The organism is [Collinsella] massiliensis (genome assembly GCF_002161605.1).
In the GTDB taxonomy this organism is placed as follows: Bacteria; Actinomycetota; Coriobacteriia; order Coriobacteriales; family Coriobacteriaceae; genus Enorma.
Map to the genome: position 1 here is coordinate 114,561 of NZ_NFIE01000003.1, position 14,452 is coordinate 129,012.

Genomic DNA, 14,452 nt, shown 5'->3' on the forward strand with positions numbered 1-14,452 from the left:
TCTCTGCGAAACGACCGTTCGCCGGTCAAAACCGACCGTTTGCGGCGCTCTGCCACTCTAGCGGAAGAGGCCGCCCCCTCGTAAGCGAAAAGTTTATGGAGATGCGCGCGGCGGCGCGGGCACCTGCCCCACCAGCGCCGCGTGCACGAGCCTCCAAGATGCGGGGAAGCCCCCGGCGCGTTCCCCTGGGCGTCCTGGCCGCGAGGCGATGCCCCGCAGCGAGGACGAGCGAAGGAGAGGCGCCGAGGGCTTCCCGATCGGAGTCAAGAGCTCGCGCGATTAGTACATGCCGCCGCCCTGCGCGTTGGCCGTGGCCGCCGCGATGGCGTCCTCGAGCGCGGTGTTCTTCGGCACGTCGGTCACGGTCGCCTCGGTGATGAGGATGAGCGAGGCCACGGACGCGGCGTTCTGCAGCGTGGTGCGGGTGACCTTGACCGGGTCGAGCACGCCCATCTTGATCATGTCGCCCCACTCGCCGTTGGCGGAGTTCAAGCCCTCGCCCGCGGGCAGGGTCGCGACCTTGTCCACCACGACGGCGCCCTCGAAGCCGGCATTCTTCGCGATGGTGGCCACGGGCGCGGTGAGCGCCTTCTTCACGATCTCGATGCCGATCTTCTCCTCGGGGTCATCGTAGGCGATGCCGTCGAGCGCGGGGATGGCGTCCATGAAGGCCACGCCGCCGCCGGCGACGATGCCCTCCTCGACGGCCGCGCGGGTCGCCTGCAGGGCGTCCTCGACGCGGTGCTTGATCTCCTTGAGCTCGGTCTCGGTCGCAGCGCCCACCTTGATGACGGCCACGCCGCCGGAGAGCTTGGCCAGGCGCTCCTGGAGCTTCTCGCGGTCGAAGTCGGAGTCGGTGTGCTCGAGCTCGGCCTTGATCTGCGCCACGCGGGCCTCGATGGCCTCCTTGGAGCCACCGCCGTCGACGATGGTGGTGTTGTCCTTGGTGACGGTGACGGACTTCGCGGTACCGAGCATGTCGGGCGTGATGTCCGCGACCTTGATGCCCAGCTCATCGAGGGCAGCCTGGCCGCCGGTGAGGGCGGCGATGTCCTCGAGCATGCGCTTGCGGCGGTCGCCGTAGCCCGGTGCCTTCACCGCGACGACCTGGAGCGCGCCGCGGATCTTGTTGAGCACGAGCGTGGGCAGCGCCTCGCCGTCGATGTCCTCGGCGATGATGAGCAGGCCCTTGCCGGAGCGCTGCACGGCCTCGAGCACGGGCATGATGTCCTGCACGTTCGAAACCTTCTGGTCGGTCATGAGGATGTAGGGGTCGCGGAGCGTGGCCTCCATGCGGTCGTTGTCGGTGACGAAGTACGCGGAGACGTAGCCCTTGTCGAACTGCATGCCCTCGACGGTGTCGATGGTGATGTCGAAGGTCTGGGAGTCCTCGACGGTGATGACGCCGTCCTTGCCCACGACGTCCATGGCGTCGGCGATCTTCTCGCCGACCTTCGGGTCGCCGGCGGAGATGGTGCCGACGGACGCGATCTGCTCCTTGGTCTCGACGGGCTGCGCCTGCTCCTTCATCGCGGCCACGGCGGCGTTCACGGCCTTCTCGATGCCGCGGCGGATGGCGAGCGGGTTGGCGCCGGCGGCCACGTTGCGCAGGCCGTCGTTCACGATGGCCTGGGCGAGCAGGGTCGCGGTGGTGGTGCCGTCACCCACGGTGTCGTTGGTCTTGGTGGCGACCTCCTTCACGAGCTGGGCGCCCATGTTCTCGATGGGATCCTCGAGCTCGACCTCCTTGGCGACGGAGACGCCGTCGTTGGTGATGGTCGGCGCGCCGAAGGAGCGCTGCAGGGCGACGTAGCGGCCCTTGGGGCCCATGGTGACGGTCACGGCGTCGGCGAGCTTGTTGACGCCCTTGGCGAGCTTGGCGCGAGCCGTGGTATCGAAGGTAATATCCTTAGCCATTGTGTTCTTCCTCCAACTGACGATGCTGCATAGAGCCTATGCAAGCGGATGGTTCGGCCTGAGCGGCGACGCTTACTCGACGACGGCGTAGATGTCGTCGGCGCGCATGAGGAGGTAGTCCTCGCCGTCGATCTTGACCTCGTTGCCGCCGAACTTGCCGTAGATCACGGTGTCGCCGGGCTTGACGTCGATGGGCATGCGCTCGCCCTTGTCGTTGAGCTTGCCGGCGCCGACGGCGACGACCTCGCCGCGCTGCGGCTTCTCCTGCGCGTTGCTCGCGATGTACAGGCCGGTCGCGGTCTTCTGCTCCGCAGGCTCCGGCTTGATCAGGACGCGATCACCAAGCGGCTTCAGACTCATACAGGGTTCCTCCTTCGTCGGTTGCGCGAGCGCACGCGGGCCCGCAGCACCATTCCGTTACGTACGCTGTGAATAGTACCCAGCCGCGAGAACTTATACAACTCCATAGCAAAAAATCTTATGATTCGACACTTAGATTTTATGAGTGCCCCCGCGCCGCCATGTAAAATTACCCCAGGGGTATTTTTACATGTCAGAACCCCAGGGGTTTCTACATGCGGCGCGACCGCCATGTAAAAATACCCCTGGGGTAATTTTACATGGCCTCGTAGACGCAGCGACCGCCTACGTAGGTGGCGAGCACGCGCGTGGCCTGGATCTCGTCCGGTGCGCAGGCGGTGAGGTCGCGGTCGAGCGCTACGAAGTCGGCGAACTTGCCGGGCTCGAGGCTCCCCAGCTCGCGCTCGCGGCCGGCGGCGCACGCGCTCCCGAGCGTGTAGTTCCCCAGCGCCTGCGCCATGGGGATGCGCTCGCTCGGCAGCCAGCCGCCCGCGGGCTCGTGCGTCACCGGATCCTGGCGCGTCACGGCCGTGTAGAGCACGTTCATGCTGGTCACGGGCGTGATGGGCGAATCGGTGCCGAAGGCCTGCCGGACGCCCGCGCGCGCATACGTCGCGAACGGCCACATGATGCGCGCCCGCTCCTCGCCCAGGTCGCGCTCGGGGCCGCCCGGGTCGAGTGTGATGTGGCACGGCTGCGACGAGGCGACGATGCCCAGATCATGCAGGCGGGCGATGTCGCCGGGCAGCAGGTTCTCGAGATGCTCAAGGGTGTTCCGCCCCTGCGTGGGCAGGTCGAAGCGCGCCCGCGCCTCCTCGAAGATGTCGAGCGCCGCATGGATGGCGCCGTCACCGATGGTGTGGATGCGCACCGCGTGCCCCCGCTCGGCCGCCGCCAGCACGAGCGCGCGCATGCGCTCCGCGCTCACCGTGAGGTGCCCCCGGTCGCCGGGGTAGCGCGGGTTCGCGTACGGCTCGGTAAGGTAGGCGGTGTGCTGGCTCGACACGCCGTCGAAGAACTGCTTGAAGCCCGGCGCCTTGATGAGCGGGCTCGCGTCGGGCGCGCCGTAGCGCTCCTGCAGCCGTTCGAGGCGAGACATGTCATCGAGCAGCGTCGGGAACAGGTGCGCGCGCAGGGTGAGCGCACCGCGCGCATCGAGCGCCTCGTAGATGTCCTCGCGGATGAAGTCGCAGCCGGGCAGCGGCATGAGCGACATGTCGCAGATCGAGGTTATGCCCTGCTCGGCCATGCGCGCCATCTGCTCGGTGTAGGCGCGTTCAAAATCGGCCTGGCTGAGCCACTCGAGCAGGCGCGGCTGAAGTTCCATGGCCGCCGCCTCGCGGATGACGCCCGTGAGCTCGCCCGACGCATCGCGGTCGTAGATGCCGCCCGCCGGGGGCTCGGAGTCGCGTGTGATGCCGAGCTCCTCGAGCGCGCGACTGTTCAGCCAGAGCGTGTGGCCGTCGCCCGAACACATGGCGCAGGGGCGATCCGGGAACGCCTCGTCGAGCGAGCGCTTCGTGGGCGGCACCGGCGGGTCCCAACGGTAGTCACGCCAGCCCTGCGTGACCACCCACGCGCCCTCGGGCAGCGTCGCGGCGAACTCCCGCGTGCGCGCAACGAGCTCGGCCTCGCTCTCACCCATGTGCATGAGCACGAAGGGCGAGTTGTAGACCGCCGTGTGGAAGAAGTGCAGGTGAGCGTCGTGGAAGCCGGGGCAGATGAAACGGTCGCCGAAATCCACGACCGGGGTGGCCGCCGGGCATGCGGCGATGACGTCGTCCGGCGCGCCCACGTGCGCGATGCGCCCGGCCTCATCCACCGCGAACGCGAGCTCGCGCGGGGCGGTGCAGGAGCGCGCCGAGGTGAACACCCGCTTCGAACGTACGATGAACTTCATACCATCCGCCTTCCTCGTCGTCCCAAACCGGATTGCTTCGCGCGGCAGCGCATACGAACCCGTCCGCCATGCGCCGCGCCCAGGTGCGTCGAATGCGCCCGGCTCACGCCAAGCGGGCGAGCAGCCGCGCGCGCTCGGCCTGGTCGCGCGGGCACAGCGGCTCGAGCGCTGGGTCCTCGAGCAGGCGGCGCGCCTCGTCGGTACCCCGGTGCAGCAGCTCGTATTCGGCAAGGCGCAGCTGCGCCGACGCACGGTTCAGGTGGTTCTCCGCATACGTGAGCCGCTTGTACATGCGCTCGGCGTCCTTCCGCGTCCACTGGTCGTGCGGGCGCAGCAGCTCCTTGTCGCTCTCGTACATGGTCTCGAGCGGAACCGCCCAGGCAGAGGAGCTCGGCACCTGGCTGCGCAGCGCCTTCAGCTCGGCGAGCGCCTGCTTCGCGCCCGCCGCGTCGCCGAGCGCGTAGCGGCAGAGCAGCTCGAGGCTCGTCTTGCGGATGCCCAGCTTGTCGTGCTTGTCCCGCAGCTCGACGCCCGCGAGGCGCGCGAGGGCGGACTCGGGCTCGCCGCAATAGTACTCACAGGTCGCGATATCGTCCTCAAGCACCGCCTTTGAGCGGGCGCGCTTCGCGCCGCGCAGGGAGCGCTCCAGGACGAGGCGCAGCTTCTCAGGGTCGCAATCATGCGTGAGGATGCCCATGAGCTCGGTGTACTTGGTCGTCGTCCACTTGCGGAACAGCACGACGACGAGCCCGATGGCGAAGATGCCGATCGCGTAGAAGAACCAGTTGGAAAACGATGCCGCCACGATCGAGAGCACGCCGATGGCGACGACGCCCGCGATCGAGAGCAGGCGGCCGCGGAGGATGTCCGCGGCGTACGCCCGCGAGCAGGCGTCGGCCGTCATGTCCGCGTAGCGGGTGCGCGCGTCGACCCCGCGCAGCTGGTACTTCCCCATGTGTGTCCTTCCCCATCCCATCGCGCGGCGCGGGCGGCGCCGGGGCGGGCACCGTATCCGGCATCGCGCCCGCCGAGCGCATCTGCCGCCGCGCGTACGTTCCCCGCCCCATTCTACGCCATCCCCGCCGCACCGCCGCCCGCCCCGTCCCCGCGCGTGCTACATTAGTGCGGGCGCCCTTCCCCGCCCCGCGCGGCACCGGGAAGGTCGCAGCCCAGTCAGCATGTAGCAGGCGAGGCACGCACGAGGAGACGGTCATGGCAAGCAAGGCGACCCGCACCATCCAAGCGCTCGGCACGGCGGCCGAGCCCTACATCATCGAGCAGCGCCGCTATTTCCACCGCCACCCCGAGCTGAGCCTCCAGGAGTTCGCCACGACCGAGGCCATCGCCCGCGAGCTCGACGCCATGGGCATCCCCTACGAGCGCCCGCTCGCCACGGGGCTCATCGCCACGCTCGCCGGCACCGCGCCGGACGCCTACCACCCGGACGGCACGCCGCGCCGACGCCTGCTCATCCGCGCGGACATCGACGCGCTCGCCGTCACCGAGCGCACGGGCGAGCCGTTCGCCAGCGAGAACGAGGGCGTCATGCACGCCTGCGGCCACGACTGCCACATCGCCATGCAGCTGGGGGCGCTGCGCATCCTCTCCCAGATGCGCGACGAGCTGCACGGCGAGGTGCGCGCCGTGTTCCAGCCCTCCGAGGAGAACGGCGGCGGGTCCGCGCTCATGATCGACGCCGGCGCGTGCGAGGGGGTCGACGGCGCGTACGCGGCGCACATCTGGAGCGAGGTCGAGACCGGCACCATCTCGTGCGAGCCCGGGCCGCGCATGGCGAACACGGATTGGTTCCGCCTGGACATCCGCGGCACGTCCTGCCACGGCGCCATGCCGCAGCGCGGAGCGGACGCCATCATCGCGGCGGCCGAGATCGTGAACAACCTGCAGACCATCGTGAGCCGCGACCTCAGCCCCTACGAGCCCGCCGTGGTGACGGTGGGCGAGCTGCACGGCGGCACGGCGCGCAACGTCATCGCGGGCACGGCCTACCTCACTGGCACGGTGCGCACGTACAGCAAGGCCGCGCACGAGGCCATGCCCAAGCTCATCGAGCGCATCGCCGTGCACACCGCCGCCGCCCTGGGCGCCGAGGCCGAGCTCACCGACTACACCGTGGCGCACGGCGCGGTGGTGAACGACGAGCGCGCCTCCGCGCGGTGCCGGCAGGCGATCGTCGAGGTGCTCGGCGAGGAGGCCGTGGGGCGCTACCGCGGCACGCTCTCCGGCGAGGACTTCTCGCGCTACCTCGAGCTCGTGCCCGGCGTGCTCGCCTTCGTGGGCACGCGCAACCCCGCCCTCGGGGCCACGTTCGCCCAGCATTCGTGCTTCTACAAGGTGGACGAGAGCGTCCTCGCGAAGGGCGCCATGCTCTGCGCCCAGTACGCCGTCGACTTCCTTGCCGAACATGTAAAATAACCCCAGGGGTATTTTTACATGTTGGGGTGATGTGGCCATGCGTGCCTCCCGTCGTTGCATCCGTATGCTCGCGCTGCTCGTCGGCTGCTTGCTGCTTGCCGGCGGAGCACTCTTCCTCGCGGGTTGCTCGAACCTCGGCGAGTTCGACGCATCGGCCGTGACGCGACAGGCGGAGCGCTACTACGAGCGCAAGTACGGCGAGCGCACGAAGGTGCTCGACATCTGGGAGGACCGCTCGTTCCAGCTCTTCTCCGACCAGTCGAGCGGCAGGGCCTTCTGCACCATGGAGGACGGCTCCACGGTGCTCGTGGATTTCGAAGCGGGCGTCATCGGCGACAACCGGCAGCAGGACGAGATCGTGGCGGCGTACGAGCAGCGCTTCCGCGACGCGCTCGAGGACGGCACGCGGCAGCTCGAAGCGTCCGGGTACACCGTCGACCGCCTGCTCATCAACGGCTCTTCGCCCAACCAAGCGGGGTTTCTCAGCGGGCGCATCTCCCCGTGGACGTGGCAGCGGGACGAGGACGCCGCCGAGCAGACGGGCTCGTTCTTCTATACACGCTATACCGGGGACGAGGACTTCTTCGCGGAGGAGGCGCCGCGCGTCAACCTGGGGTCGCCCGTGGTCTGGGTGGAGCTCAGCGGCCCCCACGCCAGCTATGAGGGCGGGTTCCCCATGGACGTCCCGGAGCAGCCCGAGTGGGTCGAGCCCCTCGACGAGCTGTGCCGCTCGCTGCTTCCGCTCACCGACGGCGACCCGGAGACCAGGGTGCAGGTCTACCAGGCGGGATACCTCGAAGGCGGTGCCGAAGGGTGCGGAAAGCTCGGGGAGCTCAACCCGTTCGGCGCCGCGGACGGGGCGGGCGACTGGCTCATCGTCGACTGGATTCCCCTCGGCCACGGGGTGTACGCCACCTCCGACGAGCCGGGCGTGCGCCTGCGCGCCGACGACCTCTCGCTGCGCGTGGATGCCAATGCCTATACCTTTGACGAACTGCGGGACTCGGGCAGCCTGGTCGAGCGCGAGGGTCGCCCGCTTCAACCCGAGGCCTTCGAGGTCTACCAGCTCGAGCCTGCCGCGGCTGTCTTCTCCTCGGCTCCCTCGGACGTGCAGGAGCACGGCTGGTTCAACATCGCGATCGCCTACGACAACGGCGCGGTGGCAAGCGAGCTCGCGCAGCGTGGCGTCGAGACGCAGGCCCTCTACCCTTCGCTCTACTCCATCGAGCCCAATCCCGCTGCAGCGGAGCACGAGGACGAGCCGCCCTACGAGATCGGCATGATGCGCGCCGAGACGCTCGAGAACGGCTTCCAATACCGCACCGCCACGCTGAGCGCCACCGAGCCGCTGACCCTCGCCCGCATGTAAATTTACCCCAGGGGTATTTTTACATCGCTATTCCTCCAGGCTGCGCACAAGGCTGAGCCGGACGACCTTGAGCTGCACGTCCCCGGTCTTTTCGTCCGCGCACTCCATGCACGCCCACACGTCGTCGACGTCCACGAGCGTGCCGCTCAGGCGCACGGCCCCGATGCCCGCGACGAACTCGTCGAACACGAGGGTGCAGGGCTGCCCCAGGCGGCCTTTCAGCAGCGCGATCAAGCTCGACGTGTGGCGCTCCTCGCCGCCAACGAGCCGGCGGAGGTACTTCTTCGACGGCATCGCCGCGATGAGGTAGACCATCATCGGGAACAGCGCCCAAGCCATGACCTCCATGCGATCACCCCCGCTCCACGACGACGCTCGCCACGTCGGCCGCATCGATGAGCGTCACCACCGGCTGGCTCGCGACCTTGGGGCTGCCCAGGCGGGAGGTCTTCTGCACATAGGACACGCGCAGCCAGCTCTCGGTCACGCCGAGCAGCTCGGCACCCGTCACGGCACCGCGGTCGTCATCGTCCATGAAGCCGATGGTCACGCGCTTGCCCACGAGGCGCTCGAGCACATGGAGGTCGCGATGGGCGCCGCGCCCGGAGCTCACGACGCTCACCTCGTCGTTCGCGAGGTCGTCAAGCGTCACGCCGTAGAGCTTGGCGAGAGCGGCGGCCTTGTCGAGCGCCGGCGCGCCCTGGCCCTGCTCCCAGTTGCTCACCGTCTGGCGCGTGACGTCGATGGCCGAGGCCACCTCCTGCTGGCTCATCCCGCTCCGCTTGCGCAGCGCGAGCAGCTTGTCCTTGATCATGCGGCCTCCTTAACCGGACGGGCGCCCGTTGCGGCGCGGCCCCACCGTGTTCCTCTACATTCCCAGCTCAGACGGTTCCGCGCAAGCAAATGCGCTTGACATCTTGTCAATTTGACCGTGCAGCCCATGTAAAAATACCCCTAGGGTGTTTTTACATGAAACGGGCGGGCAGCCGAGGCCACCCGCCCGCATGTGCAGCAGCTGTAACAAAACCCCTGGGGTGGTTGTACATCAGTCGCGGCGGCCGAAGAGCGCCAGCAGGCGGATGAACACGTTGATGATGTCCAGGTAGAGCTCGATGGCGTACCAGAGCGCGTTGTTGAGCGTGGGCGCCGCCGTGGAGGCGCGGTGCACGTCGTAGCCGATGAAGCCGCAGAAGAGCAGGATCACCACGATGTCCGTCGCGGTCTGCCGCACGCCGAAGATCGCGAGCACGAGCTCGATCACGATGATGGCGAGGAGGCCCGTGAAGAGCACGCCCTGGATGCGTTCGAAGAACCGGGGGAACATGATGCCCGCGGCGCCGAACACGATCATGATGCCGGCGGTCGCGGAGAACGCGACCGAGATGGTCTGCATGTCGTAGGCGGCGAGCACGAGCGAGGTGGTGAACCCGAACGTCAGGGTGAAGATCGCGTAGCCCACGAGGCCGAGCGTGAGGTTATCCTTGGCGCGGCCGATGCTCATCGCGACGATGCCGCCGATGCTCGCCACGAGGCTGCCGATCTGGAACAGCATGGCGTTGCGCATGAAGAACATCAGGAACTCGTAGGTGCCGGTGATGTAGGAGCACGCCGCCATGATGACGAACGAGAGCACCACGAATCCGGTGAGCACGATGTTGTACAGGCGGCGCGAGATGAGCCGCGGGGCGGGGCCCTGCTGGTAGATGGGGCCGCCATATTGCTGGTACTGCTGAGACTGGTACCGTTCGACTTCGTTCATACTTCCTCCGATCGGTGCGGGCACGTCGCGCCCGATTCTGGACAGTGTACCCCATATCGCGCATGCCATGCGCCCGGGACGACAGGTTAGATGGGTTGGTTGGGGGTTGGTTGGGGACGTGTTCCTTTCAACCCCTTTTTTCCAATCAACCCATCACCGTGAGTAAAAAAGGGGTTGAAAGGAACACGTCCCCAACCAACCCCCTCCCCCTCAGGCGTTAGCTCAACTCGAGCATGCCGGTGTAGAGCTGGTAGTAGCGGCCGCGCAGGGCGAGGAGCTCGTCGTGGCTGCCGCGCTCCACCACGCGCCCGTGCTCGAGCACGATGATCGCGTCGGCGTCGCGCACGGTGGAGAGCCGGTGCGCGATCACGAAGGTCGTGCGCCCGCGCATGAGCTGGTCCATGCCGCGGCCGATGAGCATCTCGGTGCGCGTGTCGATGCTCGAAGTCGCCTCGTCCAGGATGAGCACGGGCGGGTCGGCCACCGCGGCGCGGGCGATGGCCAGAAGCTGCCGCTGCCCCTGCGAGAGGTTCGCGCCGTCCGAGGTCACCATCGTGTCGTAGCCGTCCGGCAGGCGGCGGATGAAGCTGTCGGCGTTCGCGATCCTCGCCGCCGCGCGCACCTCCTCGTCCGTGGCGTCGAGCTTGCCGAAACGGATGTTGTCGGCGATCGTGCCGGTGAAGAGGTGCGTGTCCTGCAGCACGATGCCCAAGCTCCCGCGCAGCGCGGCCTTCGAGATGTTCTTCACGTTGATGCCGTCGTAGGTGATCTCGCCCTCCTGCACGTCGTAGAAGCGGTTGATAAGGTTCGTGATGGTGGTCTTGCCGGCGCCCGTGGAGCCCACGAAGGCGATCTTCTGTCCGGGCTTCGCGAAGAGGTTGATGCAGTGGAGCACCTCATGACCCTCGTCGTAGCCGAAGGACACGTCGTGGAAGCGCACGTCGCCGCGCAGGGGGACGAGCCCCGTCGCGAGCACGGTGCCGTCCGCACCGAGCGCCGTCTGCTGCACGCGCGCGCCCATCTCCGCCGCTGCAGGTGCGCCGAGCGCGTCCTCCCCCACAGCGCCGTCGGAAGCGCCCGCGCCGCCGCCTGCCGCACCGCCGGCCGCGCCTGCAGCAACCGCGCCCTCACCCGCCGCCACCGGCACGAGCGCGCCCCACGCGCCCACGCCGTAACCGTCCGGGATCCGCCACGCCCATGCATCGTCGCCCGTCCGCACGAGCTCCACGCGGCCGTCGTCCACCTCGGGCGCCTCATGCATCACGGCGAACACGCGCTCCGCGCCGGCAAGCGCCGAGAGCAGGAAGTTCGACTGCTGGGTGAACTGGTTGATGGGCATGGCCGTCTGCCGCACGAACACGAGGTAGCTCGCGAGCACGCCCACGTCCGTCCAGCCGTTGATGGCCATCCAGCCGCCGAGCACCGCCACGATCGCGTAGTTCATGTAGCTGATGGACACGACCGCGGGCACCATCGAGGCCGCATACGACTGCGCGCTCGTGCCCGCCACGCGCAGGCGCTCGTTCTTCTCGCGGAAGGCGAAAAGGTTGGCGTGCTCGTGGTTGAACACCTTCACGACCTTCTGCCCGCCGAGCATCTCCTCGATGTACCCGTCGAGCTCGCCGAGCACCCCCTGCTGCCGCTGGTAGAACGCGCGGCTCTTCTTCGTGGAGTACCCGATGTAGGTGAACATGCAGATATAGCCCAGCACCACGATGAGCGAGAGCTGCCAGTTGAGCACGAAGATCATGACGAGCGTGCCCACGATCTGGATGAACGTCTGGATGACCATCGCGAAGCTGTTGTTCATGGCCTCGGCCACGGTGTCGACGTCGTTCGTAAAGTAGCTCATGACGTCGCCGCGGTTATGGCTATCGAAGAAGCGCAGCGGCAGCGTCTGGATGTGCGCGAAAAGGTCGCGCCGGATTTCGACGAGCACGCGCTGCGCCGCATGCACCATGAGCTGAGTGTAGCCGAACGCCGCGAGCACGCCCACGCCGTAGATGCAGGCGGTGAGCACGACGCCGCGCACGAAGTCGCCGTACGCGCCCGCGGCGAGCGCGTCGACCACCGGCCGGATCATGTACGTGCCCAGAAGGTTCGCCGCGGCGGATGTGGCGACGAGCACCGCCACCGCGCCGAACATGAGCTTGTGCCGGCCGAGGTACGAGAGCAGCTCGCGTACCGTAGCGCGCAGGTTCTTGGGCTTGTTGCCGGGTGCAGCCATCAGCGCGCACCCCCTTCCCTATCAAACGATGCGCCGGGTGATAATTTGGTGTCAGACACCTTTTTATCATCGGGCGCAGCAGATGATAAAAAGGTGTCTGACACCAAATAATCACCGGGCGCCGACGTATCGCCGCCGCGCGTCTGGGACGCGTAGATCTCCTGGTAGATGCTATCGGTCGCGAGCAGCTCCCCGTGGGTGCCCACGGCGTGCACGCGCCCGTCGTCGAGCACGACGATCTGGTCCGCGTCCTGCACGGAGCCCACGCGCTGCGCGATGATGATCTTCGTGACGCCCGTGAGGCGGCTGAGGTTCTGGCGGATGCTCGCGTCCGTGGCCGTGTCGACGGCGCTCGTGGAGTCGTCGAAGATGATGACCTTCGGCCGCTTGAGCAGGGCGCGGGCGATGCACAGGCGCTGCTTCTGCCCGCCCGAGACGTTCACGCCGCCCTGGCCGAGGTCGTAATCGATACCGCCGGGCAAGCGGTCGAGGAACTCGTCCACCCGCGCCTGCCGGCACGCCTCGAGCAGCTCCTCCTCGGCCGCCTTGCCGTCGCCCCACATGAGGTTCTCGCGCACCGTGCCGCTGAACAGCACGTTCTTCTGCAACACGATCGCCACGGCATCGCGCAGCGCCGCAAGGTCGTAGGCACGCACGTCGTGCCCGCCCACGAGCACGGCGCCCTCCGTGACGTCGTAGAGGCGCGGGATGAGCTGCACGAGCGTGGTCTTGCCGCTGCCGGTGCCGCCCAGGATGCCCACCGTGGAGCCAGCCGCGATGGAGAGGTTCACGTGCTCGAGCGCGCACTCGCGGGCGTCCGCGCGGTACTTGAACGACACGTCGCGGAACTCGATGGAGCCGTCCGGCACCTCCTCGAGCGCGTGCTCGGGCGAGGCGAGATCGATGGGTTCGTCGAGCACCTCGCAGATGCGGTGAATGCTCGCGAGCGACCGCGTGAGCAGCAGAAACACGTTCGAGATCATGATGAGCGAGTTCAGGATCTGCAACACGTAGGAGAGGAAGCCCGTGAGCTCGCCCACCTCGAGCGCGCCGCCCAAGATCATCTGGCCGCCGAACCACATGATGAGCGTCGTGGCCGTATACATGGACGTGTAGAGCACGGGCATGTTGAGCACCGCGAAGCGGAACGTGTGCTCGCTCGTGGCGGCAAGCCCCTGGTTCACGCGGCGGAACTGCTCGCATTCGTAGTCGCCGCGCACGTAGGCCTTCACGGCGCGCACGGCGGTGAGCATCTCCTGCACCACGTCGTTGAGCTTGTCGACCGTCGCCTGCAGCACGCCGTAGAGCGGCCCCACGCGGCGCACGATGAGCGCCATCGAGATCGCCATGACAGGCGCCACGACCACGAACACGAGCGCGAGCTCGGCGTTGAGGTAGAACGCGAGGATGAAGCCGATGATGAGCATCACCGGCCCGCGCACCATGGGGCGGAAGCCCGCGTTGAGGGCGTTCTGGATCACCGTGACGTCGGTGGTCATGCGCGTGACGAGCGAGGACGTCTCGAAATGGTCGAGGTTCGCGAAGCTATAGTCCTGCACGCGCTCGTACTCCGCCGCGCGCAGGCGCGCACCGAGCCCGTAGGTCGCGCGCGCCGCGAAGCGGGCGTACGCGAGGCCCGTGATGAGCGAGAGCAAAGCGCAGATAGCCATGTAGACGCCCTGGCGGAAGATGAAGTCGAGGTCGCGGCCGGCCACGCCCACGTCGATGATGTCAGCCATGAGGATGGGGATGACCATCTCGAAGGCGCTCTCCACGACGACGAGCAGGATGCCCATGATGGCATCGCGGCGGTACGGGCCGAGGTAGGATACGATGCGGCGAAACTCATGCATGGGCGGGCACCCCCTCGGGGGCGGTGCCGGCGGCAGGCGCCGCGGCGTAGGCGGCCTCGCATGGCGCCGGCGCGGCATCGGGTGCGGCCGACGCGTCCGCGGCCGAGCCGGTGAGCGCCTTGCCGTACGCCTTGAGGTTCGCGTGGGCGCGCGCGAGGTAATCGGCGAACGCCCGGCGCTCCTCGTCCGTGAAGCCCCGAAGCATCACCGTCGCCTCCTCGCGGCACGCGGCGTCCCACGCGCGGGCGACGCGCTCCCCCTCCGCGGTGAGGGTCACGGTCTTGCTGCGCTTGTCGCTTGCCGCCGGGGCGATCTGGACGAACCCCTTCTTCGCCAGGGCATCGAGCATGCGCGATACGCCCGCGGGGTCGAGCTCGTAGTATTCCGCCAGGTCGCGCTGGGAGCACGCCCCGAAGCGATGCAGGTAGGAAAGCAGCTTGGGCTGGCCGGTGCCCAGGCCGACCGACGCCATGTAGGGGTGCATGAGCTGGCGCTGCGCATGGCTCGCGCGGTAGAGCAGCGAGCGGAGCTCGAAGAGGTCGGAACGGTCACCGCCCACCGGCTGGGAACCACAGGGGTCTGGCATGCCCCATCATCTCCCGATAGTTGACATATCAACAGTTGACGCATCAAC

12 protein-coding genes are annotated in these 14,452 nt (G+C 67.9%); 2 read left to right on the forward strand and 10 right to left on the reverse strand.

Annotated elements, in window-relative coordinates; genetic code table 11:
- Nucleotides 1–279: 279 nt before the first annotated feature.
- The 4 genes from groL to B5G02_RS01955 form a co-directional block, all read right to left on the reverse strand.
- Nucleotides 280–1,917 (reverse strand): chaperonin GroEL, encoded by a 1,638-nt coding sequence (gene groL / locus B5G02_RS01940; protein WP_094334971.1) that lies wholly within the window; start codon nt 1,915–1,917, stop codon nt 280–282.
- 72 nt (nt 1,918–1,989) lie between these two features.
- Nucleotides 1,990–2,277 carry a co-chaperone GroES gene (groES, locus tag B5G02_RS01945; RefSeq protein WP_019239769.1) on the reverse strand — a complete coding sequence of 96 codons (288 nt, stop codon included), beginning with the start codon at nt 2,275–2,277 and terminating at the stop codon, nt 1,990–1,992.
- 256 nt (nt 2,278–2,533) lie between these two features.
- Nucleotides 2,534–4,177, reverse strand: coding sequence for an amidohydrolase (locus B5G02_RS01950; protein WP_094334972.1), 1,644 nt, complete (start codon nt 4,175–4,177; stop codon nt 2,534–2,536).
- A gap of 103 nt (nt 4,178–4,280) precedes the next feature.
- The gene (locus B5G02_RS01955) at nt 4,281–5,132 is read right to left on the reverse strand and encodes a hypothetical protein (RefSeq protein WP_094334973.1); all 852 of its coding nucleotides are present in this window, start codon (nt 5,130–5,132) and stop codon (nt 4,281–4,283) included.
- Between the two features lie 257 nt (nt 5,133–5,389).
- On the opposite strand from B5G02_RS01955, the gene B5G02_RS01960 reads away from it, so the two are divergent.
- Together B5G02_RS01960 and B5G02_RS01965 are read left to right on the forward strand one after the other, a co-directional pair.
- A complete protein-coding gene (locus tag B5G02_RS01960; RefSeq protein ID WP_019239772.1) occupies nt 5,390–6,610 on the forward strand; it encodes an amidohydrolase in 1,221 nt (406 codons plus the stop codon).
- A gap of 37 nt (nt 6,611–6,647) precedes the next feature.
- Entirely contained in the window at nt 6,648–7,979 is a 1,332-nt protein-coding gene (locus tag B5G02_RS01965) for a hypothetical protein (protein WP_232385543.1), read from the forward strand.
- A gap of 27 nt (nt 7,980–8,006) precedes the next feature.
- Here the strand turns inward: B5G02_RS01965 and B5G02_RS01970 are convergent, their stop codons facing one another.
- The 6 genes from B5G02_RS01970 to B5G02_RS01995 form a co-directional block, all read right to left on the reverse strand.
- A complete protein-coding gene (locus tag B5G02_RS01970; protein ID WP_019239774.1) occupies nt 8,007–8,327 on the reverse strand; it encodes a hypothetical protein in 321 nt (106 codons plus the stop codon).
- Nucleotides 8,328–8,331: 4 nt separating this feature from the next.
- The gene (locus B5G02_RS01975) at nt 8,332–8,793 is read right to left on the reverse strand and encodes a helix-turn-helix transcriptional regulator (RefSeq protein ID WP_019239775.1); all 462 of its coding nucleotides are present in this window, start codon (nt 8,791–8,793) and stop codon (nt 8,332–8,334) included.
- 231 nt (nt 8,794–9,024) lie between these two features.
- On the reverse strand, nt 9,025–9,738 hold the full coding sequence (locus tag B5G02_RS01980; protein ID WP_019239776.1) for a Bax inhibitor-1 family protein: 714 nt from the start codon (nt 9,736–9,738) through the stop codon (nt 9,025–9,027).
- 217 nt (nt 9,739–9,955) lie between these two features.
- Nucleotides 9,956–11,965: an ABC transporter ATP-binding protein gene (locus tag B5G02_RS01985; RefSeq protein ID WP_019239777.1), complete on the reverse strand. Its 2,010-nt coding sequence runs from the start codon at nt 11,963–11,965 to the stop codon at nt 9,956–9,958.
- Complete coding sequence (locus B5G02_RS01990; RefSeq protein WP_094334974.1) at nt 11,965–13,818, reverse strand: ABC transporter ATP-binding protein; 1,854 nt, start codon at nt 13,816–13,818, stop codon at nt 11,965–11,967. The genes B5G02_RS01985 and B5G02_RS01990 overlap by 1 nt, the downstream gene beginning before the upstream one ends.
- Nucleotides 13,811–14,404, reverse strand: a complete 594-nt coding sequence (locus B5G02_RS01995) for a MarR family winged helix-turn-helix transcriptional regulator (RefSeq protein ID WP_094334975.1) — start codon at nt 14,402–14,404, stop codon at nt 13,811–13,813. Before B5G02_RS01995 ends, B5G02_RS01990 begins: the two co-directional genes overlap by 8 nt.
- Nucleotides 14,405–14,452 lie beyond the last annotated feature (48 nt).